The following is a 25732-nucleotide window of genomic DNA, read 5'->3' on the forward strand; positions in this document are numbered from 1 at the left end:
AAAGTGTGTTCGAGAAACCTGGCCCGCCAATGGCGGGCATTTTTTTTCCTATAATTACCTTGACGGTTTTTTTTCCCTCGAGGCATTGTCTTTTGGGTAACTCTTGTCGTACGCGGGAAAAGCCTGCCTATACTGTGTGTAACCGCAACTGCGGCGAAGGAGCTTTTTAGCGTTACAAGGAGTTACCCATGACATTGAAGTCTCTCCTCATTCCTCTGGCCGCGGTGGGTTTTGCCGGTTTAGCGGCTGAATCCGCGATGGCGGGCCCCTCTGGTTACCCCATGCAGCAGCCGCCCCCGGTATGGGGAGCCGGTACCTTTGTAGTGCGCATCGGGGCCACCTATGCCGATCCCGACGACGACTTCCGTGAGAGAACCACCACCTTCATCGACGATCCGGTGGAAGGGCGACTGGATGTAGTTAATCGAGTCGATCTGAATGACGACACCAACTGGTTCATCAACGCCACCTGGGTATTTATGGATCACTGGGCGGTAGAACTCTATCACGCCAACGATCTCAACTTTTCGGCGCACCTTACCTCTGAAGCCTTCTTCGAGCGCGAGTTTATCGGTGAGCTTCGAGAGCGCCTGGGTGATTTCGATACCTATTTCACTAGCCTGTTCGTGGATTGGTACTTTCTCGACCCCACCTGTCTGTGGCAACCCTATGTGGGGCTGGGAGTCAACTACACGGATATTTCCAATGACTTTGTGCGGCCGGTTTTTCCCACCAACAATCGCTTCGGCGCCGGCAATGTCAGTTTTGGCAGTGATTTCAGCTGGACTGCCCAGGCGGGTGTAGACCTGGTGCTGGGGCACCACAGCAACTGGGTGGTGAGTGCCTCGGTTATGTACATCGACGCCTCGCCCGACGTCCATATCGGCTTTGATGCCGAGGCCTTTGTGCCGGGGTTTGATGACCCGGCTATCGTTTCCGTGCGGACCCGGGATGAAGTCGACATGGATTCGTGGGTTTTCAACCTCGGATTCGGCTACAAGTTCTCCTTTTAAGTCCGGACTTTTTTCCCTTGGAGTGGGGCGTATCGACTGGGTGCGGCCCCCTCTCGCCGGGCGTCATTCATTTCTTCGCTGTCGGAATCCGCTAGTGAAAGTGGATGGATTCTGTCTGGCAGTCATTCCCATGCCGGTGTATTCTTGCCCCCCGCCAGCCAGTGAAATACCTGGTCCGGCCTAGGGCCTGTTGACACTAACGGAGTTGGCCCTGTTGTGACAGAAACGGTGCCAATCGAGGCAAGAGGAGCGCGGTTTGGTTGTTCCAAATGAGCGACGAGCAACGAAGAGTGGCGCCTTTTCCGGCACAACCCGAGGGGCTGCCCCTGGTTTCGCGCCCTGCGGCGTTAGAAATTGTTTATGTGGACCCACCACACAGCGCAATTCCTGCCTTGCAGGCCACAAAACCAGTGTCAGCAGGCCCTAGGTTGTTGCCGGGCAGCGGGTGTCGCCGGTTGCGGATAGCCGGCGCCGCAAAACAGTCCTGGTGTTTTGGCGACAGCTATTCAAATTGGGCGCGGCACAGTTGTTTGATGTCGGGCTGAGAAAAACGCGGCACAGGTGCCGCCATTGACCGCGCGACAATGAATAGGGTCGGGAAGACCTGTCTTATTTGCCCGGTTGGTAACTGCAGTCGTACGGGGAATCTATGACCGCCTTGGGGAATTTTGCCGACGGTCCGTCAGCCGCCGACGTGTCTCGGCCATTGAACATCTGCCTGCTGGGTTTTCGAAGCCATCCCTTCTGCGGCGGCCAGGGAGTCTATCTGCACTATCTGAGCAAGGCTTTGGTGGAGGCCGGCCATTCGGTGGACGTTATTTCCGGTCAGCCCTACCCACATCTGGATCCGCGTGTACGGCTGATCAAAATGCCGGGCCTGAACCTGTATGAGGAAAAGCATCCCACCCGCGCGCTGCGCTGGAGGCATCTGCGATCCTGGGCGGACTTCTCCGAGTGGTGGGGCAAACTCAGTGGTGGTTTTGCCGAACCCTACAGCTTCGGTCGCCGGGCGGCCAGGTACCTGCGCCGGCACGGCCATCGCTATGACATTGTGCACGATAACCAGTCTCTCTGTTATGGCCTGCTGGAAATAGAGCGGCGGGGACTGCCCGTGGTGGCCACCATCCACCACCCCATTAGCCGCGACCGGCAACTGGCCCTGGATGCTGCCCCTAACTGGGGCCACCGGCTGCTGGTGCGCCGCTGGTACGGCTTTGTGAAGATGCAGATGAAAGTGGCGCGACGGTTGCGCCATATCGTTACAGTTTCTAGTCAATCCCTGCACGACCTTGTGCAGCAGTTCGGTGTTGCGCCCGGACAGCTCCAGCTGATCTACAACGGTATCGACACTCAGGTGTTCCGGCCACAGCCAAATGTACCCCGACAACCCTTGCGGATAATGACCACTGCCTCCGCAGACCAGCCCCTAAAGGGGTTGCGATTCCTGTTGCGGGCGCTGGCGGAACTTCGCCAACAGTATCCAGAACTGGAATTGATGGTAGTGGGGCGCTTGCAGGAGGGTGGCAGCACGGAAAAGCTTCTCGACGAATTGCATTTGCACCAGTCGGTGCGATTTGTCTGTGAGATTTCCACCGAAGAACTGGTAGGGCACTACGCCAGTGCCAGCATGGTGGTATGCCCTTCACTCTACGAGGGCTTTGGCCTGCCTGCGGGGGAGGCGATGGCCTGTGGGGTGCCGGTGATATCCAGTGATGGCGGCGCGCTGCCGGAGGTGGTTGGCGACGCTGGCCTGGTGGTTCCCGCGGGCGATAGTGCGGCACTGGCCGAAGCGATACGGCGGCTGCTGGGCGATGAGCGGCTTCGCGGGGAACTGGGCGCTAAGGGGCGCAAACGTATCGAGCGTCACTTTTCCTGGCACCGCGCCGCTGAGCGGTTGGTGCGATACTACCGCCAGGTGCTGGGGCAGGAGAATGGGGCGATGGAAAGCGATGACAGCGCCTCCGTAGCGGCGGATACCAGTGTGGAGGCGGCCTGATGATCACCGTAGATCCAGGTAAATTGAATCTGCAGCCGGGGCAGCGGGTGCTGGACCTGGGTTGTGGTGAGGGTCGACACGCGATTCATTTGCTGATTTCCGAACCGTTGGAAGTGGTGGGAATCGATCTCAGTCAGAGTGATATTGAAACGGCCCAGGACCGGGCAGAACACTTTCGCCAGCAGGGCTCTGTGCCGGGACGTCTGTTGCTGGGGGTGGCCGATGGCCTGCAGTTGCCGTTCGCCGATGGCACTTTCGATGTGGTGATCTGTTCCGAGGTATTGGAACACGTCGAGGATTGCACCGGGCTGCTGGAAGAGATCGACCGCGTACTGAAACCCGCGGGTATTTTTGCGGCCAGCGTGCCGGCATTTTTCCCCGAGTGGATCTGCTGGAAATTGCGGGACGAATACCACCAGGTGGAGGGCGGGCATATCCGCATCTTTCGCGAGCGCGAATTGCGCAACGCCATCGAGCGACAGGGCCATCGCTATTTCGCCGGCCACAGGGCCCACGCTCTGCACGCCCCCTATTGGTGGCTCAAGTGTCTGTTGTGGAAACGGCCCGCGTCGCGCCTTCTCGATGCCTATCACCGGCTGCTGGTGTGGGACCTGATGCAAAAGCCGCTGCTCACCCGCTGGCTGGAAAAACTGCTGAATCCGATTCTGGGAAAAAGTATCGTGCTGTATTTCGTCAAGCCGGCAGAGGCTGAGAGCGGGGTGTCGACTGCCGCCGGAGCCGTGTCTTGAGTGAATCCCTGTTGCAGCCGGCCGCAGGCCGCGCCGTATTTCCCGAGGGATTTTTGCGCCTGTCCGCGCAGTATATCCTCCAGCGGCAGCAGGCCGATGGTTCTATCCCCTGGTTCGACGGGGGTTATGCCGACCCCTGGGACCATGTGGAGGCCGCCATGGGGCTGAGTATCTGTGGCGAATGGATCGCGGCCGAGCGCGCTTACGCCTGGCTGGCGGATATACAGTTGCCGGATGGCAGCTGGTGGGCCGCCTACAAAGATGGTGGGGTGGAGAACGGCGAGCGGCGCGAAAGTAATTTTGTGGCCTATTTTGCCACTGGTATCTGGCACCATTTCCTGGTCACTGACGACCGGGATTTCCTGCACAGCTACTGGCCCACTGTGGCGCGGGCGGTGGATTTTGTCCTGGGGCTGCAGACGCCCCACGGCGATATTCACTGGGCGGTCGATGGGGAGGGGCGGCCCAGAGAGGACGCCTTGGTGACGGGCTGCTGCTCAATATACAAAAGCCTGGAATGCGCCATCAATATCGCCCACACACTGGCCCGGCCGGCGGCGTCCTGGATGGCGGCGCGGGAGAGACTGGGATATACGCTGCGGGAACGGCCGCACCGTTTTGACCGCACCTGGGAGAGCAAGGCTCGCTTTTCCATGGACTGGTTCTATCCGGTCCTGACCGGAGTGGTCCAGGGGGGGGATGCACTTGCCCGGCTGGGACAAAAATGGGACAGATTCGTGGTCCCGGACCTGGGCTGCCGTTGTGTGGACGACGAGCCCTGGGTGACGGTAGCGGAATCCTGCGAGCTGACCATGGCATTGCTAGCGGTGGGGGAACGGGGGCGTGCGGAAAAGCTTTACCGGAGTCTGCACCGTTGGCAGGACGCGGACGGTGGCTACTGGACCGGTTATGTGTACCGGGACAAGGCGGTCTGGCCGGAGGAAAAAACCACCTGGACGCTCGGCGCAATGTTGTTGGCGGCGGACGCGCTGGCGGGGCTGACACGCGCCAGTGGCCTGTTTACCGGCGTGCAACTGTTAACCCGGCAACTAACTAAGTTGCCGGGTTAGTGCGGTACTGGAATGTGTTGCCGCCGGGCGAAGCCGGCGCGAGTCGTTGAAATGCGAGCAATTCCCCGTAATTGTGCGGGTTTTCAAGGGCGACAATCCAATGGATGAGGGATCATCTATTGGATTGCCAGGTTAATAGCCTTACAGCCTGCGCAGCACCCCGAGCGTATCGACCATCTCCAGGGGCTCGAATTGAGCGGAAGCCAGGGCTAGCCGGTAAATTTCGTAGGGTGCCTGGCCACCATCAGCGGGGTTTGGAAAGATATCGTGAATGGCCAGAATTCCACCGGTCACTATGTGGCGGGACCAGCAGCGGTAGTCGGTCATGGCTGCCTCGGACGAGTGGCCGCCGTCGATAAACACCATTCCCAGCGGCGTACTCCAGTGGCGGGCGGCGACCGCGGAGGGCGCGACCAGGGGCACAACCCAGTTTTCCAGTTGCGCGGCCCTGATATTGGTGCGAAATACGCCAAAGCTATCCACCAGCTGCGCGGCTGCGTCGAAAAGATCCGGGTCGTGATACTCCTCTCCCCGCTGGTGCTCTTCCGAGCCGCGGTGATGGTCCACTGCGAACAGAAGGCTATTCTTTTGCTTACAGGCCGTTGCCAGATAAATCGAGGACTTGCCACAATAGCTGCCCACTTCCAGGCAGGGGCCGAGTGTACTGGCTTCTGCCGCCAGTCGATAAAGTGCTTCGCCTTCACTGGGGGCGAGAAAACCCTTGATTGAGTGGATGTCGGTTGGGAATTCAAGGTTCATGGGTGCGCGCTCACTACTGCCGGTAGCGCAGACACTAAAGCGCCCCAGGGGCAAAAGCAATTGTCTGCCAGACAAATTTCGGCACCGCTACAGCGGGTGTCGCAACAGAGCAGTTGACACTGGGAAAAGATGCGCAGGGATCACCGGCCATACTGGCTGAAGAAGTTACAACTTTGGTTTCGCCACTGGAAGGCCAGGCACTTTCTGCTGCCGCAATTCGATCGGATCGGGCAGGAGCCGGAGATCATGGACCCGGGTTCGGTCCAGGTGTTCGGCGGCAATATTTGTCTGGGCCATTACCCGCATTTGATCTCCACCCCTGACAAACCGATTCGTTTCACCACTTTCGGACACCGCGGCGGCGAGGCGTGCATAACAATCGGAGACTACGTACTGATTTCCCCCGGTGTGCGCATCTCCGCCGGCCAGTCCATCACTATCGGCAACGCCTGTATGATCGCCGCCAATGTGTATATCTCCGATTCCGACTGGCACGGGCTTTACAATCGCACCCGTCCCTTCCGCTGCACAGTTCCGGTCACACTGGGAAGCAATGTTTGGATCGGGGACAGCGCGATTATCTGCAAGGGAGTGAAGATCGGCGATAACTCGGTGGTGGGAGCGGGCGCCGTAGTGACTCATGAGGTGCCGGCCAACACAGTGGTGGCCGGAAACCCCGCGCGGCCGGTCAAGCAGATCCAGCCGGGGCGGCGGATGCTCACACGGGAGGCGCTGTTTGCCACCGCTTCCCGGCAGGCGCACAATATGGAGCAGTTGGACAGGATGCTGCTGAGTGGAAACACTCTGTGGGGGTGGCTGCGGGCACGACTGCTGCCGCGGCGCGGTGACTGAGCGCCGCGGCCGGGATCCTGGGAATTTGCCGTTGACAGTGCCGGGTAAGCGCGATGGGAAAAACTAGAAGTGTCGTTCTGATTGGTATGCCGGGTGCGGGAAAGAGCACACTGGGGGTGCTGCTGGCAAAGGAGTTGGCCCTGGATTTCGTCGATACGGACGTGCTGATCCAGCTGCGCGAGAAAAAAACACTGCAGGAAATTATCGATGCGTCCGACTATAGCCATTTGCGCGCAATCGAAGGCGAGGTATTGGCGGGGGCGGATCTGCCCAATCACGTGATAGCCACGGGGGGCAGCGCGGTTTACAGCCCGGAGGGGATGAAAAACCTGGCGCGTCTTGGTCCGATCGTTTTCCTCGACTGTTCCGCCGCAGAGCTGCGGCGGCGGATTCACAACTATGACGACCGCGGTATCGCCAAGGCGCCGGGGCAGAGCTTCGCCGACCTGTTCAAAGAGCGGCAGGCCCTGTACCGTCAGTACGCGGATATCACCGTCCGCTGCGACGATGGAGATTTGCAGCAGGTTTTGGAGCGGGTACTGGCTGCCCTGCGGGCCGCTTATTAACCCGACAACCCAATAGAGATAATCCCTCACCGATAGGGTTGTCGCCCTTGATCCTCTGGGCAATTACACGGGATCGTCCGCGTCCGGGGGTCTGCGCAACACCCGTCCCCCGAGGGGGCGGTCAGAGCGGCAGCTGGGTGGTGTACTTCACCTGCTTGAGGGCAAAGGTGGAGTTGACAGAAGCCACGTTGGGCAGGTGCACCAGAGTGCGCTTCAGCAGCTGCTCATAGTGCTCCACACTGTCCACCACCACGCGCAGCACATAGTCCTTGTCGCCACTGGTGGAGTAGCACTCGACCACCTCCTGCACGCCCTGAACTGCGGATTCAAAACTGTTCAGGGAGTCCTCGTCATGGTTTTGAATGGTGACATAGCAGTATACTGTGACGCCCAGATCCAGCTTGCGCGGATCCAGCAGGGTCACCCGTCCGCGGATGATCCCCTCCGCCTCCAGGCGCTTGATGCGGCGCCAGCAGGGCGTGTGGGACAGACCGACCTTGTCCCCCAGTTCGGCCATGGAATAATCGGCGTTTTCCTGCAGAGCCCGCAGGATCTTGCGGTCAAAATCGTCCAGGTCTGTCGAACGCTTCATATATACCCCCATCCTATAAAATTTGGTAATATCGATATTCTTATCATAATTTTAAGCGCAAAAATGTAAATAAAGCAATGTTCTATTGCGCTTAACGCACTAGTATGAGCCCACCGGTCTACCGTGGAACACCGGTGGTGAGACCGAAAAAAACAAATGACCAACCGTCCGGTCTCGTTTTCGAGCTGGACAGGCAACCGGAAAACAGGCGTATGAGTGAGCAGTCGAACAGCCCGCAGAGCGCGGCCACACCCTCAGTCAGGCAGGTCTCCCTGGACGACCGCTACACAGTACTGAAGGGTCGCGTACTCCTGTCCGGCATCCAGGCGCTGGTGCGCCTGCCCCTGGACCAGATGCGTATGGACAGGGATAGAGGGCTCAATACCGCCACTTTTATTTCCGGCTACCGCGGTTCTCCGCTGGGCGGTTACGACCAGCAGCTGATGCGGGCCAAACAACACCTGGATGCACAGAATATTCGCTTTGTTCCGGGCGTCAATGAGGAACTTGCCGCTACTTCGGTCTGGGGTTCCCAGCAGGTGGGCCTGTTTGAGGGTGCCGAGGTGGATGGCGTTTGCGGTATTTGGTATGGCAAGACACCCGGTGTGGATCGCTCCGGCGACGCCTTCCGCCACGCCAATGCCGCCGGGTCCTCACCCCGGGGCGGGGCCCTGATCATTGCCGGCGACGACCACGGTTGCAAATCCTCTTCCTATCCCGGCCAGTCCGAGTTCGCATTTGTGGACATGCAGATTCCGGTGCTCAACCCGGCCACGGTGCAGGAAGTGCTGGACTATGGTCACTACGGTTTTGAACTCTCGCGTTTTAGCGGTTGCTGGGTGGCCATGATCACCCTCACCGAGAACATGGACAGCTCCGCCACCGTGGCGGTGGACCCCGAGCGGATGCGGTTCAGCTATCCGGACATAGAAATGCCGGCCGGCGGCCTGAATATCCGCAAGCAGGATAACCCCCTGGAGCAAGAAGAGCGTCTGTGGCGTTACAAACGCCCGGCCGCCCTGGCTTTCGCGCGCGCCAATAACCTCAACAGGGCGGTGCTGGACAACCCCGATGCCACTCTGGGTATCGTCACCGCCGGTAAGGCTCATCTGGACCTGATGCAGGCGCTGGAGGATATGGGAGTAGACGAGGGGCAGGCCCGCGATCTGGGCATCCGCATCCTCAAGGTGGGTATGACCTACCCATTGGATGTGCCCGGTATCCAGGAATTTGCCCGCGGACTCGATTATCTTCTGGTGCTGGAGGAAAAGCGCAGCCTGATGGAGGTACAGCTCAAAGAGGAACTGTACAACGTCCATTTGCAGGACCCCAGTTTCCCACGCATCGTCGGCAAGGTGGACGAGCACGACAAGCCCCTGATGCCCATGTACGGTGAGTTGTCACCGGCGGTGGTGGCCCGGGTGCTGGGGCGTCTGTTGCCCCCCAAGCGTCTCAGTGAGCGGGCCCAGCACCGGCTCTCGCGCCTGGGCACCCTGGCAGAGCGTATTTCCCGGCAGACGGGTGCAAATGTGGCTCGCCTGCCGATGTTCTGCGCCGGCTGCCCGCACAACCGCTCCACCAAGGTACCCGAGGGCAGCCGCGCGCTGGCGGGCATTGGCTGCCACTACATGGCCCAGTGGCTCGACCGGGACACCTACACCTTTACCCAGATGGGTGGGGAAGGTGTCAACTGGGTGGGGCAGGCGCCTTTCACCCAGGAAAAGCATGTATTTGTGAACCTCGGCGATGGCACCTACTTTCATTCCGGTATTCTGGCGATCCGCACCGCCGTAGCCGCTAAAGTAAATATCACCTACAAGATCCTGTTTAACGATGCAGTGGCTATGACCGGCGGCCAGCCCCACGACGGCGAACTGCACCCGGACATGATCTGCCGCCAGGTACTGGCGGAGGGCGTGCGCAAAGTCGTGCTGGTGATGGATGATGTGAACAAATACCGGGGTCTACTGCGGTTTCCCCCGGAGGTGGAAATCCAGCCCCGGGACCATATGCCCGCGGTGATGCGGGCACTGCGTGAGGAACAGGGTTGTACCGTCATCGTCTACGACCAGACCTGTGCCACCGAGCTGCGACGCAAACGCAAGCGCGGCCTGCTGCCGAAAGCGGCAGGGCGGCCTTTTATCAACGAACTGGTCTGTGAAGGCTGCGGTGACTGTGTGCAGCAGTCCAGCTGTATCGCGGTGGAAAAGGTGGAGACCGCCCAGGGCGACAAGCGCCGTGTCAACCAGACCAGCTGTAATCAGGACATGTCCTGTGTCAACGGTTTCTGCCCGTCCTTTGTGACCGTCAAGGGTGGCAGTCTATACAAGCGCGCCGGGGTTGGTGACAGCCTGCGTACCGAGGCGGCCAAACTGCCGTCCCCCCGGCTGCCCTCGCTGCAGGCGCCCTACAGCCTGCTGGTCACCGGTGTCGGCGGGACCGGCGTGGTGACTATCGGTGCGCTGTTGGCAATGGCAGCGCACATTGAAGGCAAGGCTGCCAGCACTCTGGATCAGACCGGCCTGGCCCAGAAGGGGGGTGCCGTCTATTCCCATGTGCGCTTCGCCGAACGACCGGCGCTGCTGCAGGCGGTGCGTATTTCTGACGGGCGCGCGGACGGATTGATGGCCTGTGACCTTATCGCGGCGGGCAATCTGGCTGCCTGTCTGGCAAAGCTGGACGAGACTCACACCCGCGCGGTGGTTAACACCCATCTGGCTCCGACCGCCGCCTCGGTGCTGGGCCGGGAGGATACCCACTCCCCCCAGGCGGTCCTGGATACGGTTTCCGAGGCGGTGCTGGAAATGCGTACTGTCGAGGCCCACAAGCTCACCACTGCGACGCTGGGCGACACCCTGGCCGCCAACATATTTATGCTCGGCTACAGCTGGCAGATGGGCCTGCTGCCGCTGCGGGAAGAATCGCTGCTGCGGGCGATCGAACTCAACGGCGTGGCGGTGAAGGCAAACCTGCAGGGATTTGCCGCCGGTCGTATCGCCGCTGCGGATGCGAAACTGCTGGATGGATTGCTGGATGGGGGTGTGCACGAGGCGCCTCTGCCCCGGACCCTGGAAGAGATAGTGGCCCATAGGGCCGAACATCTGACCGGTTATCAGAATGCCCAACTGGCGGAGCGCTACAAGGATCTGGTTGAAAAGGTGCGCCGCGCGGAAATACTCAAAGTGCCGGGCAGTGACCGGCTGGCGCAAGCCGTAGCGCGCAACTACGCCAAGCTGCTGGCTTATAAGGACGAATATGAAGTGGCGCGCCTCTATACGGACGGTCGCTTTATCCAGGCGCTCAAAGAGAACTTTGATGGCGAATACACCTTGGAGTTTAATCTCTCGCCGCCGCTGATCGCCGGATTCGACCGGGTGCTCGGCCGTCCGCGAAAGCTGAAATTTGGCGGCTGGATGTATCGCGCTTTCGGGCTGCTGGCCCGGCTCAAGTTCCTGCGCGGCACAGCGCTGGACCTGTTTGGCTATACCGCCGAGCGGCGCATGGAGCGCGCCCTGATCGGCGAGTATGAAACCCTGGTCAACCGGGTTCTGGGGCAGTTGAACGGTGAAAATCACGAGGCCGCGGTGGAGTTGTTGCGCTACCCGGACCGGATCCGTGGCTATGGCCCGGTAAAAGAAGCGAGTGTTGCCGATGCGTATTGGCAGCGCGATGCAGAGCAGCGGCGTTTCGACAATCCTGCCACAGCTGCGCAGGCCCCGACCGCTGAGGTGTTTGACCCGGCGACAGCACAGCAGGTGGGCTGAGTCCCGGGTTAATGACAGGGCGCCGGACCCCGGCGCCATTATGCTTCTTGGAGTGCGGTTACCAGTTGACCTGCGCCCTCACCCCCAATTGATCGGTCCCGTTGTCCGTGAAATCGTCGTGACCAAAGCGCAGGTTAAACATAAAACGCACCCGCGAATTGGCGTAAAAGTTTACTCCCAAAATAATGCTGTCCGCCTCCAGGTCGGGAATGTCATCGTTGCTGATTTTCTCGTAGCGGGCGGTCAGCTCCCAGGCGCCCCAAGCGCTGTTGGGTTTGGCGGTTTTGAATACCCCTTTGCGGGCATCGTAGGGTTTGTGTTCACCGGTGATTATCCAGCTGCCCATCACATACCATGCGCGCACTGTCTGATCGCCGATAAAACAGCCGAATTCCGGGTCGCAGCCAAAGGTTGGGGGGGCGCCGAAAAAATCCTCAAAGGATTGTTCGGAGAGAAAAAAGTCACCGTCGTAGTTGCCGTAGGTGTATTCCGCCTGGGCGTACAGAGGGCCCCGGGTGGCCGCCAGCTCAAGGCCGCCCACATTGACCCTGCCGCCCGCATCACCCAAAAAGAATTCCTCATCGCCAAAGTCTCCAAAGAAAAAGATGCGGTCACCGGGGGTCAGCGCCATCAGCTGGCGCGGTCCGCGCCGGCCGGCGTAGGGCGCGTCCGCTTCAAGGGGCGGCGACTGCCTGCCCGCATCCTCGTAGCTGTAGGAGACACCCAGGTGGATTGTTTCCAGGGCGACATCCACCGGTGCCCAGGTGAAACGGCCCGCCGCGCCAACCCCTTCATTGCGCAGTTCGCCGGCGTTGCGCAGGTTAAACGCTACTATACCGGCGGTATAGCAGTCCCAGTGGTTTCTCCAGCCGATGCCCTGCTGAAATTGACGCCGATCGAAAATGCCCGTGGCGCTAGTAAAGGGGCGCTCCAGCATGGTGATGTTATTGGAGCTGGTGAGTTCTTCCATTGAACGGTAGGGCTTGAACTGCCCGATGGAAATGGAGCCGCCCCAAAAATCATAGGCGAGGTAAACATCCCGAAAACCGTCGCGGGTGTCACCTGAGGCAAAATCCTGTTCCAGTTTGTATTTCCAGTTGTAGACCTTGCCGGACAGGGTGATACGGGTGCGGCGAAACTCAGTGGTACTCACCGTGTCATCTATGTCGTCGTTAAACAAATAGGTGTCAAAGTGAATACGGCCTCCCAGGGCAGCGGAGAAACGGCCGTCACTGGAAATGATTTCCAGTCCGCCCTCGGTTTTCGCCGTATCCGCCCAGGCCGGACTTATACAAATGGCGCCGGCAACTATCCATGCCAATCCATTGCGAAGCATTGAAACCTCCCTGTACGCCAGGTCTCCCCGGATGAACCCTGACCTCTGATCGAGTCTAGCAGGCTGTGCAAGTAGATACGTCCTGGATGGTTTTTCCCTGTCGCTACATCGATTCGGTATCTGCTGACCGATTGGCGCTATGGAGGTGTTTATCTTTGCATTACCCCGCGAAACCACACGCCCACTGTTCGATAGCCTCAATGGGGTTAAACTGCCTGTTTAGGTAGCTCGTCCCTAGTTGATGGCGTGAAAAGAGATCCCCTCGAGTGTGAATCAATTACCTCGCGGCTCTATTGGCCGCGGCAATTCTTATACAAGAAATTGCCTTATCTCTTATGCGATTGCTACAGATTGTGATGAGCAGTCAGTGCTAAGCTGATTTTGTTGCAGCTGACTGCTTCCATCAGGGCCCGGTAGAACTGTTCGCGGGCAGCGATTCAAGAGATGTCAGTGAATGACTCAGGTGGGCCCGCCGCCGACAATGAGGCGTGTTCCCTGAGCAGCGCCGTGCAAGTGGGTGGTTTTCTGGGTGGGTTCAGTGCCTTACTCTGTACCAGACTTCGAAGGCAGTTGAAAATATATATTGAATACACCGGAAGCTTCCGGTGTATTTTCAACAGCCCATTTTCATAGTTCGCAGCAGCTCGCCCCTTTGCCGAGCATCTATCCTCGAATAGAGCAATCTGGCCTTGGGGTTAACGAAACGATGGTTAACAAGCGTCACAGGGTTTACCTGGTTTTTTTGATTTCAGGTTTAGGTGCCTTTATCAAACCAGTAAACCCTGTTTTTCCCATAAAATCTGCCTGGTGTTTCCTAGTCTTGTGCCAATCTAAGCCACTGAGCGCGGCTTGTGTCCATCCCGCAACTGATCAATGGCTTCGCCAGTCAGGGTCTCTCCCGCCAGTTCGTAAGCCCTGCCAAAACCTTTGACATAGCGCCCTCTGGCTGGTGTCAGCCTGAACAATTTAAAATCCTCATGCTGACTGAGGTTGTGGATGCGCTCGCCGTGACGTGCGGCCAGGATTTCTATACCCTGCTTCCATGAAGGTGTATCCCAATCCAGCAGTGTGGCATTGACGGTATAATTAACCCTTATACGGGCAAACAGTTCCCCGCAGTCATCCTCATCCTCGATAATCAATACTGAGGCCTGGGGGTTGTGCTGCAGGTTTACGGCGTGAACCGCTATCTCGCTCAGCAATACGTAAAGGCACTCATCCCCTATCGCAAAAGGCGCATAGGAGGCATAAGCAGAGCCATCTTCTTTCGTTGTAGCTAAATTGAGGCTTTTTCTGCTTGCAATAAAAGCCTCTATTTCACCACTTAAGCGGCTTTCAAGTTTCTTGTTTTTCATGGTTGTCTCCCGATATTTTTCCATACAACTCTTTGAAAAATTTTACTTGCTCGGTTAATAAATCACCGTTTTTATCGCGGCCCAGAAAAACCTTGAAAATGGCGCTATTATCCCGGTCTTCAAATACGAATGCATAACTTTCCCTGCCCCTATGGGGTTTGGTTTGAAAGGTGATGCGATGGATCGCCGCCAGTTTGATGTGCCCTTCAAATCCACTCCCGCCGGATGTCAGGTTGTAGTAACCCTGAGCCACTTTGCCCGGGGGAAACACACCCTTGAACTCAAACACACAGCCACCGTGCAAAATGATAGTGACGGTATTGGCCCAGCTGGATAGTTCGCGCATCAAACTTTCAGCTTCGCTTCCTGGAAGCGCTGGTGCTAAATTACCCTCTGTTGGTGTCATCTGGGTCCCCCTTATAAGTCAAACCGCACAGAGGCAATAATCTCACGGCCCGCCTCCGGCAGCTCTTCAAAGGCGCGCTGATACTGTCTGTCGGTCAGATTATTGACGGTCAATCCAAACTTTACTCCCTGCAGGGAGCTGGGCTGCCAGGAGGCATAGATATCGCCGACGGTATAGCCCTCAAAGCTTCGGCCATCGGGGGTTCTGCTTTGTGTGGCGGCATCGATGGCTCGAATTCCCGCTATTAACCGGTCATTCAGGAAGGCGTAATTCAGGTCGGCGGTGATAGTATCTGCCGGAATATTGCTGAGATCGCGCCCGGTCTGATCGTCTTCGCCGCGGACCTGGCCATAGGACAACTTAAGGCGCAGTTTATCGAGCTGATAATCTGCTGCGATTTCAAAGCCTTCTAGCTGGGCGTCCTGCACATTCTGCCAGGTGGTGGATCCCGCATTGGGAAATGGCACAAACGAGGGTGGGGTGACAATCTGCTCGATAAAATCATCGACCTTGTTTTGAAATGCCGATATGTCGATGCGCAATTCGTCATCGGAAAACAACTGATTAAAGCGCAGTTTTGCCAGCAGCTCAGTATTGGCCGCACTCTCCGGTTTTAAATCGGGGTTGGAAACAAAGCGGTTACAGCCGAATGGAGGGCCGATACAAAAGTGTGTGCCGGTGGTGTAAAGCTCTTCCGAGCCCGGCGCCCGGAATGCCCGGTCATGGCGCAATGCCAGTTGCATCCACTGGGTTGTCTGCCAGATGATGGCGGCGGAGGGGGATATTTCACTGTCGGAGTTGTCCACATTCAGGTTGGTGGATTCGCTGGAGAAATCATCATAGCGTGCCCCCAATTCAAGGGCCCACTGCTCCGCCAGAGGAATACTGGCCTGTACAAAAGCGCCCCAAACATCCGTCTCCGCTTCGGGTGGAGTGGGGCGATCGATACCACTGCGGTTAGCGTTAAAATCTTCGTGATAGCCATCGACGCCATACAGAAGGCTTGCCCCGGCCACTGTAGACAGATTGCTCAACTGAAAGCCATACACATCCAGTTCAGTGCTGTCAGCACGCCCATCGCTAAGGCGCTCCTCATCGATGGCAACGTTATTCCAATATACATTGGCATGGGCATTAACCAACGGGGAAGCGGTATCCAGCTCATAGCCCAATATCAGCGAATCGGTATCCTGGTCGCTATTGATCAGAAAATTACTGCTGCCCAGGGGGGCCGTGCCATTGGAGGGAACAGCGCCGCTCGCATCCGCTGAGCGGTAGTTGATTGAAACGGACTGGCTGTCATCCACCTGCCACTCAGCTTTGGCCAGCAGGCCGTTGTTACGGGTGGCTGAGTTTTCCAGACTCGCGCCATTGCCCAGCTCTATATCATTGCTATCCCGGTAATAGCCTCCCAGCAGCCAATCGACGCTGCTGGTGCGGCCTGCCACGGCGGCGCTGGTTGTCGACTGGTCGTTATTGTCATTGAACCCGTTCTTAACAAAGCCGCCCAGGGTTTCATCTGGCGAGAGTAAATCGCGGGCGGAAAGGGTCGATTGGGCCACTACACCGCCGATGGCGCCGGATCCCCACAGGGAGCTGGCGGGCCCTTTTACCACCTCGATGCTGGACAAAAACTCCGGGTCGAGGAAGTAGTCCGCGCGGTGTCCCGAATTGAAGTCCTGCCTGATGCCGTCAACTGTCTGTAGTACTTTGTTGCCGCTCAATCCGCGGATATTGACCGATTGAAGCCCGGAGCGCGGACCACCGGACACCGCAACGTTTGGCTGAAAGCGCAGTACCTCCGCGGCGGACTTGGGTTGCAGGGGCTGGATTGCCTCTCTATCAACCACTGCCACAGCCCGTGGCACTTCATCGATCCCCACCTCCGCGCGGGTAGCGCTGACCACTACGCTTTTCAGCTCGCTCACAGTAGTGGCCAAGGCGGGCGAAGTGGCCAGCAGTAAGCTGGATGCCAGCAAGGTCAGGGCAGGGGTTTCCATCCGGTGCCGGTGGACAGGGCGTTGAACTGAAGGGCTTGATTGCATTGTCTCGAATCCTTTTGCGTTTCTGTGACCCAGGTCATTTATCGACAGGCTTGACTGACACTCAGGGCGCGAATCATACACATCTAACTTTCCGCATGTAAATAGGAATTGTTATTGTTTACATTTATTTTTGATTCCGCTATGGTGCTGCGCAACCAAGGTGGCCCATGAGGTGAGAGCGGGTGATGTCCGGGGCAAACTGGCAGCTACTCGGCTGGCGCACAGCCTATGTGCTGGGTGCGGTCCTTTGGCTATTCGGGCCAAAGGCGAATTCCGCCTTGTCCGTGGACAACACCAGCACAGCGGGTGGCTTTCAACACCACAAGGCCGTGGCGCTGAATTTTGTGGCACCCGCAAAGCAACTGCGACGGGATGACGGCGCTCAGGTACCAGCGGCTGAGCCTGCGCCACCGATGCCTGACCCCGGGGTTGAGCCGGTTGTGGCTCAGCGGCCGGCAGACCAGCCACATGCGGCTCAACCGATACAGGGATCAAAAAATGCCAGCGCTGCGTTGCCGGTGCCGGCGACACCCAGGCCGGCGAGTCCTGAAGCTGCGGCAGACCCGATTGAGACCCGGCAGCTCACGGAAAAGCAGCGCCCAGCTGAATCTAGACAGGGGCCTCGGCAGGAACCGCTGGCGACTGCCAGCGCGTCCAGTGCCGAGCAGCAACCGGGTGTTCACGCGGAACCGGTGATCGCCGAGCCGGTGTTCACCAGCCCCCCGGAGCCTCCCAGGTATCCACCGCTGGCCCGCAAACGGGGACAGGAAGGCATTGTATTGGTGGAGATTTGGCTGGATGAGCGGGGCCGGCAAACCAAGCTGACCCTATTGGAAAGTTCCGGCGTCGCGGTATTGGATGAAGCCGCTATTGCGGCGGTTTCCCATTGGCAGTTCGAACCCCGCCGTGAAAACGGCATCGGCGCAGAATCGAGGGTCAGGATTCCCGTCGAGTTTGCGCTGCGGTAAGAAGTATGAATCGCTGAAACAATGATTACTTATTTTTATCAACAACTGGGCCCACTGACCTATCCGCTACTGTTGTGCGCATTGGTCGCATCCATCATTATCGTGGAGCGGCTCGCGGCGCTCTCGTTAACAACGCTGAGCGGCAGGCTGCAGGAGGATGGCCGGCAATTGCTTGTGTCCCACGTCGGGGAAAACAAGGCTATTCGCGATGAAATCGCCGCTCTGTGGTTGCAGGGGCGGCAAAGGCGCATGTCGGCGGGTATCCGCTTATTGCATATTATCGCCTTGCTGTCCCCCCTGCTGGGGCTGTTGGGTACTGTCGTGGGTTTGATTGATGCATTTAACAGTATCGGCGAACACTCTGGCCCCATCGAGCCGGCACTTCTGGCCGGAGGCCTTGGCGTGGCCATGAAAACCACGGCGGTCGGACTGATTATCGCCGTACCGACGCTGCTGTTTGCGCATCTGTTTCAGTTGTGGGTAGAAAAGCTGACCTATGCGACTGAGAAGGTAATGAATATGCACAGCCTGCAAACCGAGGGCGTTTGCACCAGGGCATTAACATGATCCGCGTAAAAACTACGCCGGTACCGGCTACCGGGCTGGAACTGACTCCCCTGATTGATATTGTGTTTATTGTGGTGGTGTTTTTGCTGTTGACCGCAAACACACGCCTGCTCAGCCTGCCGGTAGAGATTCCCAGTAGCGACAGCCCCGCCGAAACTGCTACCGCGACAGCTTCCGTGTTGACGATCACACTACAGCCGACCCCCCCGATTTGGGCGATCAATGATCAATTGTTTGACAGCTGGCAGGAATTCAAGCCGGCGTTGTTAGCCAAACTCTCACAAATGAAACCGCTTCTGGAACCGAAAATTCACGTTGCACCGGCCCGTGATGCCGAAGTGGAGCCGTTAGTAAAGCTGTTGTCACTGTTGAATGAACAGCAGGTGGAAAACACGCAAATCCTGATGAAAGAGCAAGATCATGATTAACAGAATAGTGCAACTCGCAGTTGCCATCGGCATTAGTATAATTGTCTACCTTCCCAACGCATTTGCACAATCAGAGCCGATGCGCCTGATCAGTACTGATGCCTCCGCTACCGAACTCATTTTTGCGCTGGGTGCCGACCAGGATTTGGTTGCCGTCGATGTGACCAGTCAACTTCCAAAAAGTTACCGGGAATTGGGCAATATTGGCTATCACCGCACTTTGTCTGCGGAAGGGCTGCTCAGCCTGCGTCCCACCACTGTCATCGGCAATGAGCATATGGGACCCGCGAATGTGTTAACTGCACTTAAAAACGCCGATGTGGAACTGGTCCAGTTGCCAAGCGCGCAGAATCTGTCTCAGTTGCGCAATAATATTGACCGGCTCGCCCGTATGCTGTCACGCCGCGATGAAGGGGAGCAGTTGATCCGCCGTATCGACGAGCAATTAAATCATCTTAAATCCAACAGCCTGAGTGGGATGCGCACGGCCTTTTTGCTGGCGATCGACCCCGACAAGCCCAGGCTTGCCGGCGCCAACACCAGTGGCTCCGCATTGATCGCATTATTGGATGGTGCCAATGTCGCCAGTTTTGATAACTATCGCAATGTATCTGCGGAGTCTTTGCTGGCCCTGCAACCGGACATCATTATTGTTGCCGGCCGTGAACAAAAAAATGCGGTCAATGAATTGCTGGCAGCCAACCCTATACTGAAAAATACCCCCGCCGGAAAGCAGAAGCATATTCTCGCCATCGATAGCAACACCCTTATTGCGGGGCTCAGTGTCGCCGCCCTGGACCAGGCAATTAAACTCGCCGAAGAGCTGCAGCCCGACACCCCATGATGCGTTGGCCTGTTCCCTCTGTATTATTGGGATTATTGCTGCTACTGCTGGCAGGCGCCATATTGTCTCTGGTGCAAGGGGCCATGCAGTTGCCGGCCATTGATGGCCTGCTGAGTATCGTAGACTCCCTGATGGGTACCCACTACAGCCAACTGGAGGCATTCCAGCGGGTGGTGGTGGTTGAGCTGCGGTTACCGCGAATGCTGTTGGCTGTTTTCGTCGGTGCGATACTGGCCCAATCCGGTGCAGTACTGCAGGGCCTGTTTCGCAACCCCCTGGCGGATCCCGGTATTATCGGCACCTCATCGGGTGCGGCCGTCGGTGCCATTGTTGCTATTGTATGGTTTGCCGACAGCCTGGGAAACTGGACCATTCCTTTCAGTGCCTTTGCCTCCGGCCTGGCGACCACGCTATTGGTGTATGGGCTGGCAAAATCAAAAAATGGCACATCCGTCGTGTTCTTATTACTGGCCGGTGTCGCGATTGCCGCATTTGCGCAGTCGCTTATTGGATTTATCAGTTATTTTACCGACGATCGGGATCTGCGTGCCTTAAGCCTCTGGCAAATGGGCAGCCTGACCGGGGCGTCGGTGGAAAATCTACTGCTCACAGGCGCAGTTATGATCCTGTTGGCTGTGTTTTTTCAGCGCAAGTCAGAGGCGTTGAACGCGCTTCTCCTGGGTGAACCCGAAGCCCGGCATATGGGGATCAATGTTGAGAGATTAAAATTACAGCTGATTGTAGTGACGGCTATAGGTGTCGGCTTTGCTGTTTCCATCGCCGGCATTATCGGCTTTGTGGGTCTGGTGGTGCCGCATCTGATACGACTCACCACAGGGCCCAATCACCAGTCTCTGCTGCCACTCTCTGCACTCTGCGGCGCCGCTTTGATGGTGATTGCCGACCTGCTTGCACGACTGGTGGTACAACCCGCTGAACTGCCGGTGGGTTTGGTTACCGCGCTGTTCGGCGCTCCCTTTTTTATCACCCTGCTGGTGCAGCAGCGCCGATACTGGAGCGAATAGCATGTTGAGGTTGCAGGGCATACAGGTTAATGGCCGTGACAAAACGCGTCTGTCAATCGATGATTTTGCGGTGCAAAAAGGACAGCTGTGTGCCATTGTCGGCCCCAACGGTGCGGGCAAATCCACACTCCTCAAACTGGTCAGTGGTGAACTTTCCTATAGCGGTGATGTGGTACTGCATGGTAAGCCATTCAAAAGCTGGTTGCCGCTACACAGGGCCCGCCATCTGGCGGTACTGCCCCAGGCGAGTCAGCTGTCCTTTCCTTTTACCGCACAGGAAGTCGTGGCACTTGGCCTGACGCCCCTATCCATCAGCAAGCGGGCAGCCAATCTGCAGATACAACACTATATGCGTATGACAGATAGTCTGGGTTTGGCTGGGCAGCTCTATCCCTCCCTGTCCGGTGGCGAGCGTCAGCGGGTTCAGCTGGCCAGAGTGCTGTTGCAACTCAGCCAGGCTGAGGAACCTCCACTATTGTTGCTGGATGAGCCGACGTCGGCCCAGGATCTGGGTCATCAACACCAGATAATGCTGTTGGCCCAGGAACTCTGCCGGCAACGGGAATATGGCGTCCTGGCCGTTATGCACGACTTGAATCAGGTCATACTCTATTGCGATCACTGCGCACAGCTCGATCAGGGCTGCCTGGTAAATACGGGCGAGCCCTCAACCGTGATCAGTCAGGATACCATTGCCCGCCACTGGCAATATCGCCCTCAAAAAATTGAACATCCGACCGGGCGTGTAATTTTTATATGATTTATTTTTTGAATTTTTCTCCGTAATATCAACCCGGCAGCCAAATTGAGTATCAGCTTAGCTTGATCGCTAGTATAGAACTTATTTTATGGGGATAAATTCCTAACCAAGGGCGATCCATAGAACATAAAGGCCAATTGTCAGGGTAAGCTCTCTCTTTGTTTCTCATTACAGCTGTAAAAGCGAGCCTGATATTATTGGCGAGATATTTGAATTCACTGTGGACGGACCCTTTACATTGATAGATTTACATAAACTGTGACGGTGCCCAGCGTTTGGGAGGCTACTACATCGTCATGAGTGACTGGATTGATATAGCTTACCCAGGCTTTGACTGTGTACTGGTAACTTCCGTTGAGTGTGCTATTGAATGTCCTGCTTGTCGATATGGAGTTGTTGTAGCTTATGGGGTCTGTGGCGTAAGTTTCTATTATCTCATAGTAAAGCAATTCCACCCGTCCGGGGATTTCCGTAACTGGGTCCCAGGAAATTGTATAGATTCCAGATGTAGAGATGTTTGGTCCATAGACGTCAGCATTTGCGGTATTTCCGAATAAAATCAGGCACAAAAGTACAAGTTTTATTGCAGTAAACTTTGTCATTCTTTTTCTCCTATTTTTGTTTCTTGGATTTTGAAGTGCGCGCAAAATACTTTAATCGAGTATTGGCTGTTGAGCGATAACAATAGGCTAAATTGTGAAATGTTGGCAGAGATTTCTACAGGATTGTGCTTGTATTTCGTATTGATGAGCTCGCACTGCTATGGATCCAGCCCGGATTGGTAGACTTGCGCAGTTTTCTATAAAAAGAGTTTAAAAAATCCTGTTTCCGATCTTGGTGGGGTTTTTGGTGCAAACTTCGCAATACTGAAGTTTTTGAAGATGCGGCTGAATAGCCGGCAAGTGAAAATTTGAAATCCGCATCGATACCCTTATGAGGCGCAGCCGGTTGCGGCCTTATTGAATCTCTTTCGCCGATCTGTCGTGGAATGTGATTGGCACCTGGCAGGTTGATGAAAAGACCTTCCCTGACCTTTTCAGCATGGGTTGGCGGCGCATGTCCACCAACCCCTCCGTAACAAAGTAAGCATTCACAGGCTTGACTGGCGGCCGAAAACTTCCTGTCCGGGGCATCAATTCAGGTGGATGCTGGTTGCAGTTCCTTCCGCAGGGTACGGGCCGCTTCCACCATATTCAGCAGTGAGGTTCCAACCTCGGCCCAGGAGCGGGTCTTGAGACCACAGTCGGGGTTGACCCAGAGTTTTTCCATGGGGATGGCCCCGGCGATTTTACGCAGCCTGTCGATCAATTCCTGTCGCTCCGGTACATTGGGCGAGTGGATGTCGTAAATGCCCGGGCCTATCTCGTTGGGATAGGCACCGGTTTCCGCGCTAAATGCCTGTAACAGTTTTAGATCCGAGCGGGCGGACTCGATGGTGATAACGTCTGCATCCAGGGCCAGGATGGCGTCCATGATAGCGTTGAAGTCGCTGTAACACATATGGGTGTGAATCTGTGTCTCCGGTTGCACCCTGCAGCAGGTATAGCGGAAGCAGGCTACCGCCCAGGCGAAATATTGGGCGTGGTCACTATTCCGCACAGGCGCGCCCTCGCGCAGAGCCGGCTCATCGATCTGAATGATTCCTATACCGGCGGCCTCCAGGTCTTCCACTTCCTGACGGAGGGCTCTGGCTATCTGCAGGCAGGTTTCGCTGCGGTGGATATCCTCGCGGGGGAATGACCAGTTAAGAATCGTCACCGGCCCGGTCAGCATACCTTTGACCGGCCTTTTGGTCAGGCTTTGCGCATAGCGGCTCCACTCCACGGTGATTGGCGCCGGTCGCGCTATATCGGCAAAAATAATCGGCGGCTTGACGCAGCGGGAGCCGTAACTCTGTACCCAGCCGTTGGTGGTATGCAGAAACCCCTCCAGGCGCTCGCCAAAATACTCCACCATGTCGTTGCGCTCGGCCTCGCCGTGGACCAGTACATCCAGGCCGAGTATTTCCTGGCGGCGGACGGTTTCGGCAATTTCCGCGCGCAGGTGCTGCCGGTATTCCTCTGCGGAGATTTCGCCACTGCGGTACCTGCGCCGGACGCTGCGCAAAAGATCCGTCTGTGGAAAGGAGCCGATGGTGGTGGTGGGTAAAAGCGGCAATTGCAGGCGGCGCTTTTGCAGTGGCGCCCGCTGCGCGAATGACTGGGGGCGCCAGGTTTCCTCGACGCCCAGGCCATCGACCGCAACGGCTGGAGTTTTGGGCAGCGGGTGTTCCGGTTGCCGTTGCGAATTCTTTTCCCCCCGGGTCAGCAGTGTTTGCAGTTGTCCCAGTTCAGCCAGCTTCTGGCGACTGAAGGCCAGTTTATCCCGCTGCTCCGGGGCCAGGGTTGTTTCCGCCTCCAGGTCCACCGGGCAGTGCAGCAGTGAACAGCTGCCTGAGAGCCACAGCCGCTCCCCCAGCCGGCTGGCCAGGGGCGCCAGCCGCCGCTGCCAGAGGGCCAGATCCGCGCGCCACACATTGCGGCCGTTGATCACTCCCAGTGAGAGTATCTGTTCTTCCCGCAGCAATTCCGCTGCACCGGGTAGCTCCTCAGGGGCGCGGACACAGTCGATATGCACGCCGTCTATGGGCAGGGAGAAAGCCAGCTGCAAATTTTCCCGCAGGGGCGAAAAATAGGTGGCCAGCAGCAGTTTTAACGCCGGGGCGGCTCCGTGCAACTGCGCGTAGGTGGGCGCGAAGGCGTCGCGCCACTGGGAAGGCAGATCGAGCCCCAGAATCGGCTCGTCAATCTGTAGCCATTCCACAGCCTCCCCAGACAATTGTTGCAGCAGCTGTTCATAGCAGGTCAGCAGTCCCGGCAACAGTGCCAGCGGGTCGCCTTCCATGCGACCCAGCCAAAGGTATGTCAGTGGGCCGATCAGCACCGGCTTGACCCTGTGTCCCTGTGCCAGTGCCTCGCGCACCTCCTCCAGCAGCCATTCGCTGTCCAGTTCGAAACGCTGCTGGCAGTCGAATTCCGGTACCAGATAATGGTAGTTGCTGTCGAACCACTTGGTCATGGCGCTGGCGGCTACCGGTGCACCGGAAGGTGCCCGTCCCCGGGCGAGGCGGAAGTACTGATCCAGTTTGTCCCCGGCGACACCGGAGTGGAAGCGCTCCGGAACCACCCCGAACATCAGGGAGTGATTGAGCACCTGGTCGTACCAGGCGAAGTCCCCCACGGTGGCAAACTGCAGCCCCGCTGCCTTTTGGGCGCGCCAGTTGTCCCTGCGAATCCTGGCCCCTGCGGCCTTGAGTTCCATCTGGTCAATTTCACCGCGCCAGTAAGCTTCCAGAGCCTTTTTCAGTTCGCGCTGAGCGCCGATTCGCGGATAGCCGAGAATATGTGTCTGTGCCATTTAACCTGTTCCCCGTATGGTCACTGTCGGTGTGTGGAAGCTTTTGCCCTTGTGAGCGTCACCCTGCCTAGTGCCGGCAGGCCTCAGGCTGCCGGGCTAAATGAATTCTGTCGGGATCTTCTCAGTCGGGCTTTGAGGCTTGATTCTGCGCTCTGGGTGATGTTCAATCAATTTCATATTTTTTGCCTAAAACTTGAATTTTTCTAAAGTTGGAGGGGCCATGCTCGAATTGCGCCAACTGCGTGCGCTCAGCCTGCTGCGGGATACCGGCAGCATGGTGCGTGCCGCCGAACGGCTGCACCTCACCCAGTCGGCCCTGTCCCACCTGTTTCGCGAGATGGAGGAGCGCCACCAACAGGCGCTGTTCGTGCGCAAGTCGCGCCCCTTGCGGTTTACCAGCGCGGGCTTGCGGCTGCTGCAGCTGGCGGACGAGGTGCTGCCGCGAGTGGCGCTGGCCCAGCGGGACCTGGTGCGGCTGGGGTCCGGTCGGGCGGGGCGGTTGAACATCGCCATCGAATGCCACAGCTGCTACCAGTGGCTGATGCCGACCCTGGATGAGTACCGGGACAACTGGCCGGAAGTGGAGCTGGATCTGTCCAGCGGTTTTCATTTTGCGCCGCTGCCGGCGCTGGTGCGGGGGGATCTGGATCTGGTGGTTACCTCCAACCCGGACACCGACCTGAACGGCATTCACTACGAACCCCTGTTTGGGTTTGAAATGTGCCTGGGGGTCAGTCGCAAGCACGCGCTGGCGGGGAAAACCTGGGTGGAGCCACAGGACCTGGAGCGGGAGGTGCAGATCACCTATCCGGTGGAGCGGGAGCGCCTGGATATTTTTCAGCGCTTCCTGGAGCCGGCGGGGGTCGAACCCGCGGAGGTCCGCACCGCCGAGCTCACGGTGATGGTGGTGCAACTGGCGGTCAGTGGCCGCGGCGTCTGCGCACTGCCCAACTGGGCGCTGCACGAATACCTGCAAAAGGGTTTTATTGTGCAGTTGCGCCTGGGGCAACAGGGCTTGTGGAGCACCCTTTACGCGGCGGTGCGGGAGGATATGCGGCAGGGGGCCTATCTGGAGGACTTTCTGCAGACTGCGCGGGATACCTGCTTTGCAACCCTCAAGGGAATCCGAGCGGTCTGAGCTGTTTTCTGTCGCGACTATTTATTCCCAGCGGGTTGTTAAAAGCCCTCCCTGGCTTGCCTAACCCGGGTTTGCGCTGGCCTCCGCCCGCAGGCGTAAACAG

Annotated in this window: 22 protein-coding genes; 14 read left to right on the forward strand and 8 right to left on the reverse strand. The window is 57.6% G+C overall.

Features of this window, described 5'->3' with window-relative positions; genetic code table 11:
* Positions 1-188 precede the first annotated feature (188 nt).
* The 4 genes from ABVT36_RS01750 (at position 189) to ABVT36_RS01765 (ending at position 4828) form a co-directional block, all read left to right on the forward strand.
* Positions 189-1013: an OmpW family protein gene (locus tag ABVT36_RS01750; RefSeq protein WP_368454972.1), complete on the forward strand. Its 825-nt coding sequence runs from the start codon at positions 189-191 to the stop codon at positions 1011-1013.
* Between the two features lie 649 nt (positions 1014-1662).
* Positions 1663-3009, forward strand: a complete 1347-nt coding sequence (locus tag ABVT36_RS01755; protein ID WP_368454973.1) for a glycosyltransferase family 4 protein — start codon at positions 1663-1665, stop codon at positions 3007-3009.
* Positions 3009-3758 (forward strand): methyltransferase domain-containing protein, encoded by a 750-nt coding sequence (locus ABVT36_RS01760; RefSeq protein ID WP_368454974.1) that lies wholly within the window; start codon positions 3009-3011, stop codon positions 3756-3758. Before ABVT36_RS01755 ends, ABVT36_RS01760 begins: the two co-directional genes overlap by 1 nt.
* Positions 3755-4828 carry a prenyltransferase gene (locus ABVT36_RS01765; protein WP_368454975.1) on the forward strand — a complete coding sequence of 358 codons (1074 nt, stop codon included), beginning with the start codon at positions 3755-3757 and terminating at the stop codon, positions 4826-4828. The genes ABVT36_RS01760 and ABVT36_RS01765 overlap by 4 nt, the downstream gene beginning before the upstream one ends.
* A gap of 141 nt (positions 4829-4969) precedes the next feature.
* Here ABVT36_RS01765 and ABVT36_RS01770 read toward each other — a convergent pair whose 3' ends face one another.
* Positions 4970-5587 (reverse strand): class I SAM-dependent methyltransferase, encoded by a 618-nt coding sequence (locus tag ABVT36_RS01770; protein WP_368455063.1) that lies wholly within the window; start codon positions 5585-5587, stop codon positions 4970-4972.
* Positions 5588-5716: 129 nt separating this feature from the next.
* On the opposite strand from ABVT36_RS01770, the gene ABVT36_RS01775 reads away from it, so the two are divergent.
* A complete protein-coding gene (locus tag ABVT36_RS01775) occupies positions 5717-6439 on the forward strand; it encodes a DapH/DapD/GlmU-related protein (protein WP_368454976.1) in 723 nt (240 codons plus the stop codon).
* A gap of 53 nt (positions 6440-6492) precedes the next feature.
* The gene (locus tag ABVT36_RS01780) at positions 6493-7005 is read left to right on the forward strand and encodes a shikimate kinase (protein ID WP_368454977.1); all 513 of its coding nucleotides are present in this window, start codon (positions 6493-6495) and stop codon (positions 7003-7005) included.
* Positions 7006-7126: 121 nt separating this feature from the next.
* Here the strand turns inward: ABVT36_RS01780 and ABVT36_RS01785 are convergent, their stop codons facing one another.
* Entirely contained in the window at positions 7127-7597 is a 471-nt protein-coding gene (locus tag ABVT36_RS01785) for an Lrp/AsnC family transcriptional regulator (protein ID WP_367148451.1), read from the reverse strand.
* Between the two features lie 212 nt (positions 7598-7809).
* Between ABVT36_RS01785 and ABVT36_RS01790 the strand changes: the two genes are divergently transcribed.
* A complete protein-coding gene (locus ABVT36_RS01790; protein ID WP_368454978.1) occupies positions 7810-11361 on the forward strand; it encodes an indolepyruvate ferredoxin oxidoreductase family protein in 3552 nt (1183 codons plus the stop codon).
* A gap of 58 nt (positions 11362-11419) precedes the next feature.
* On the opposite strand, the gene ABVT36_RS01795 is transcribed toward ABVT36_RS01790, so the two are convergent.
* The 4 genes from ABVT36_RS01795 to ABVT36_RS01810 all read right to left on the reverse strand — a co-directional run bounded on the left by ABVT36_RS01795 (position 11420) and on the right by ABVT36_RS01810 (position 16503).
* Positions 11420-12697 carry an OprO/OprP family phosphate-selective porin gene (locus ABVT36_RS01795; RefSeq protein WP_368454979.1) on the reverse strand — a complete coding sequence of 426 codons (1278 nt, stop codon included), beginning with the start codon at positions 12695-12697 and terminating at the stop codon, positions 11420-11422.
* An 830-nt stretch (positions 12698-13527) separates the two neighbouring features.
* Positions 13528-14052 carry a HugZ family protein gene (locus ABVT36_RS01800; protein WP_368454980.1) on the reverse strand — a complete coding sequence of 175 codons (525 nt, stop codon included), beginning with the start codon at positions 14050-14052 and terminating at the stop codon, positions 13528-13530.
* On the reverse strand, positions 14033-14458 hold the full coding sequence (gene hutX, locus ABVT36_RS01805) for a heme utilization cystosolic carrier protein HutX (RefSeq protein ID WP_368454981.1): 426 nt from the start codon (positions 14456-14458) through the stop codon (positions 14033-14035). The genes ABVT36_RS01800 and hutX overlap by 20 nt, the downstream gene beginning before the upstream one ends.
* Before the next feature lie 11 nt (positions 14459-14469).
* The gene (locus ABVT36_RS01810; RefSeq protein WP_368454982.1) at positions 14470-16503 is read right to left on the reverse strand and encodes a TonB-dependent hemoglobin/transferrin/lactoferrin family receptor; all 2034 of its coding nucleotides are present in this window, start codon (positions 16501-16503) and stop codon (positions 14470-14472) included.
* A 185-nt stretch (positions 16504-16688) separates the two neighbouring features.
* On the opposite strand from ABVT36_RS01810, the gene ABVT36_RS01815 reads away from it, so the two are divergent.
* From ABVT36_RS01815 to ABVT36_RS01840, 6 genes are read left to right on the forward strand one after another with little or no spacing between them, the layout of a single operon-like run.
* The gene (locus tag ABVT36_RS01815; protein WP_368454983.1) at positions 16689-17471 is read left to right on the forward strand and encodes a TonB family protein; all 783 of its coding nucleotides are present in this window, start codon (positions 16689-16691) and stop codon (positions 17469-17471) included.
* 21 nt (positions 17472-17492) lie between these two features.
* Entirely contained in the window at positions 17493-18038 is a 546-nt protein-coding gene (locus ABVT36_RS01820) for a MotA/TolQ/ExbB proton channel family protein (protein WP_368454984.1), read from the forward strand.
* Positions 18035-18466 carry an ExbD/TolR family protein gene (locus ABVT36_RS01825; RefSeq protein WP_368454985.1) on the forward strand — a complete coding sequence of 144 codons (432 nt, stop codon included), beginning with the start codon at positions 18035-18037 and terminating at the stop codon, positions 18464-18466. The genes ABVT36_RS01820 and ABVT36_RS01825 overlap by 4 nt, the downstream gene beginning before the upstream one ends.
* A complete protein-coding gene (locus tag ABVT36_RS01830; RefSeq protein ID WP_368454986.1) occupies positions 18459-19310 on the forward strand; it encodes a hemin ABC transporter substrate-binding protein in 852 nt (283 codons plus the stop codon). Before ABVT36_RS01825 ends, ABVT36_RS01830 begins: the two co-directional genes overlap by 8 nt.
* Positions 19307-20335 carry a FecCD family ABC transporter permease gene (locus tag ABVT36_RS01835; protein WP_368454987.1) on the forward strand — a complete coding sequence of 343 codons (1029 nt, stop codon included), beginning with the start codon at positions 19307-19309 and terminating at the stop codon, positions 20333-20335. Before ABVT36_RS01830 ends, ABVT36_RS01835 begins: the two co-directional genes overlap by 4 nt.
* Before the next feature lies 1 nt (position 20336).
* A complete protein-coding gene (locus ABVT36_RS01840) occupies positions 20337-21095 on the forward strand; it encodes a heme ABC transporter ATP-binding protein (RefSeq protein ID WP_368454988.1) in 759 nt (252 codons plus the stop codon).
* A 233-nt stretch (positions 21096-21328) separates the two neighbouring features.
* Here the strand turns inward: ABVT36_RS01840 and ABVT36_RS01845 are convergent, their stop codons facing one another.
* On the reverse strand, positions 21329-21697 hold the full coding sequence (locus ABVT36_RS01845; RefSeq protein ID WP_368454989.1) for a hypothetical protein: 369 nt from the start codon (positions 21695-21697) through the stop codon (positions 21329-21331).
* Between the two features lie 535 nt (positions 21698-22232).
* Positions 22233-24491, reverse strand: coding sequence for a 5-methyltetrahydropteroyltriglutamate--homocysteine S-methyltransferase (metE, locus tag ABVT36_RS01850; protein WP_368454990.1), 2259 nt, complete (start codon positions 24489-24491; stop codon positions 22233-22235).
* A gap of 220 nt (positions 24492-24711) precedes the next feature.
* On the opposite strand from metE, the gene ABVT36_RS01855 reads away from it, so the two are divergent.
* Positions 24712-25629, forward strand: coding sequence for a LysR substrate-binding domain-containing protein (locus tag ABVT36_RS01855; RefSeq protein WP_368454991.1), 918 nt, complete (start codon positions 24712-24714; stop codon positions 25627-25629).
* Positions 25630-25732 lie beyond the last annotated feature (103 nt).

The sequence above is a fragment of the Microbulbifer sp. TYP-18 genome (assembly GCF_040932045.1).
Lineage (GTDB): Bacteria > Pseudomonadota > Gammaproteobacteria > Pseudomonadales > Cellvibrionaceae > Microbulbifer.

Excerpts from the sequence above, each read along its gene's own strand:
- ABVT36_RS01760 (WP_368454974.1), top strand. The coding sequence starts at position 3,009 with ATGATCACCGTAGATCCAGGTAAATTGAATCTGCAGCCGGGGCAGCGG.
- ABVT36_RS01830 (WP_368454986.1), top strand. The coding sequence starts at position 18,459 with ATGATTAACAGAATAGTGCAACTCGCAGTTGCCATCGGCATTAGTATA.
- ABVT36_RS01835 (WP_368454987.1), top strand. The coding sequence starts at position 19,307 with ATGATGCGTTGGCCTGTTCCCTCTGTATTATTGGGATTATTGCTGCTA.
- ABVT36_RS01795 (WP_368454979.1), bottom strand. The coding sequence starts at position 12,697 with ATGCTTCGCAATGGATTGGCATGGATAGTTGCCGGCGCCATTTGTATA.
- ABVT36_RS01800 (WP_368454980.1), bottom strand. The coding sequence starts at position 14,052 with ATGAAAAACAAGAAACTTGAAAGCCGCTTAAGTGGTGAAATAGAGGCT.
- ABVT36_RS01815 (WP_368454983.1), top strand. The coding sequence starts at position 16,689 with ATGTCCGGGGCAAACTGGCAGCTACTCGGCTGGCGCACAGCCTATGTG.
- ABVT36_RS01855 (WP_368454991.1), top strand. The coding sequence starts at position 24,712 with ATGCTCGAATTGCGCCAACTGCGTGCGCTCAGCCTGCTGCGGGATACC.
- ABVT36_RS01820 (WP_368454984.1), top strand. The coding sequence starts at position 17,493 with ATGATTACTTATTTTTATCAACAACTGGGCCCACTGACCTATCCGCTA.
- ABVT36_RS01840 (WP_368454988.1), top strand. The coding sequence starts at position 20,337 with ATGTTGAGGTTGCAGGGCATACAGGTTAATGGCCGTGACAAAACGCGT.
- ABVT36_RS01825 (WP_368454985.1), top strand. The coding sequence starts at position 18,035 with ATGATCCGCGTAAAAACTACGCCGGTACCGGCTACCGGGCTGGAACTG.
- hutX (WP_368454981.1), bottom strand. The coding sequence starts at position 14,458 with ATGACACCAACAGAGGGTAATTTAGCACCAGCGCTTCCAGGAAGCGAA.
- ABVT36_RS01770 (WP_368455063.1), bottom strand. The coding sequence starts at position 5,587 with ATGAACCTTGAATTCCCAACCGACATCCACTCAATCAAGGGTTTTCTC.
- ABVT36_RS01755 (WP_368454973.1), top strand. The coding sequence starts at position 1,663 with ATGACCGCCTTGGGGAATTTTGCCGACGGTCCGTCAGCCGCCGACGTG.
- ABVT36_RS01845 (WP_368454989.1), bottom strand. The coding sequence starts at position 21,697 with ATGACAAAGTTTACTGCAATAAAACTTGTACTTTTGTGCCTGATTTTA.
- ABVT36_RS01750 (WP_368454972.1), top strand. The coding sequence starts at position 189 with ATGACATTGAAGTCTCTCCTCATTCCTCTGGCCGCGGTGGGTTTTGCC.
- ABVT36_RS01775 (WP_368454976.1), top strand. The coding sequence starts at position 5,717 with ATGCGCAGGGATCACCGGCCATACTGGCTGAAGAAGTTACAACTTTGG.
- metE (WP_368454990.1), bottom strand. The coding sequence starts at position 24,491 with ATGGCACAGACACATATTCTCGGCTATCCGCGAATCGGCGCTCAGCGC.
- ABVT36_RS01790 (WP_368454978.1), top strand. The coding sequence starts at position 7,810 with ATGAGTGAGCAGTCGAACAGCCCGCAGAGCGCGGCCACACCCTCAGTC.
- ABVT36_RS01810 (WP_368454982.1), bottom strand. The coding sequence starts at position 16,503 with ATGCAATCAAGCCCTTCAGTTCAACGCCCTGTCCACCGGCACCGGATG.
- ABVT36_RS01785 (WP_367148451.1), bottom strand. The coding sequence starts at position 7,597 with ATGAAGCGTTCGACAGACCTGGACGATTTTGACCGCAAGATCCTGCGG.
- ABVT36_RS01780 (WP_368454977.1), top strand. The coding sequence starts at position 6,493 with ATGGGAAAAACTAGAAGTGTCGTTCTGATTGGTATGCCGGGTGCGGGA.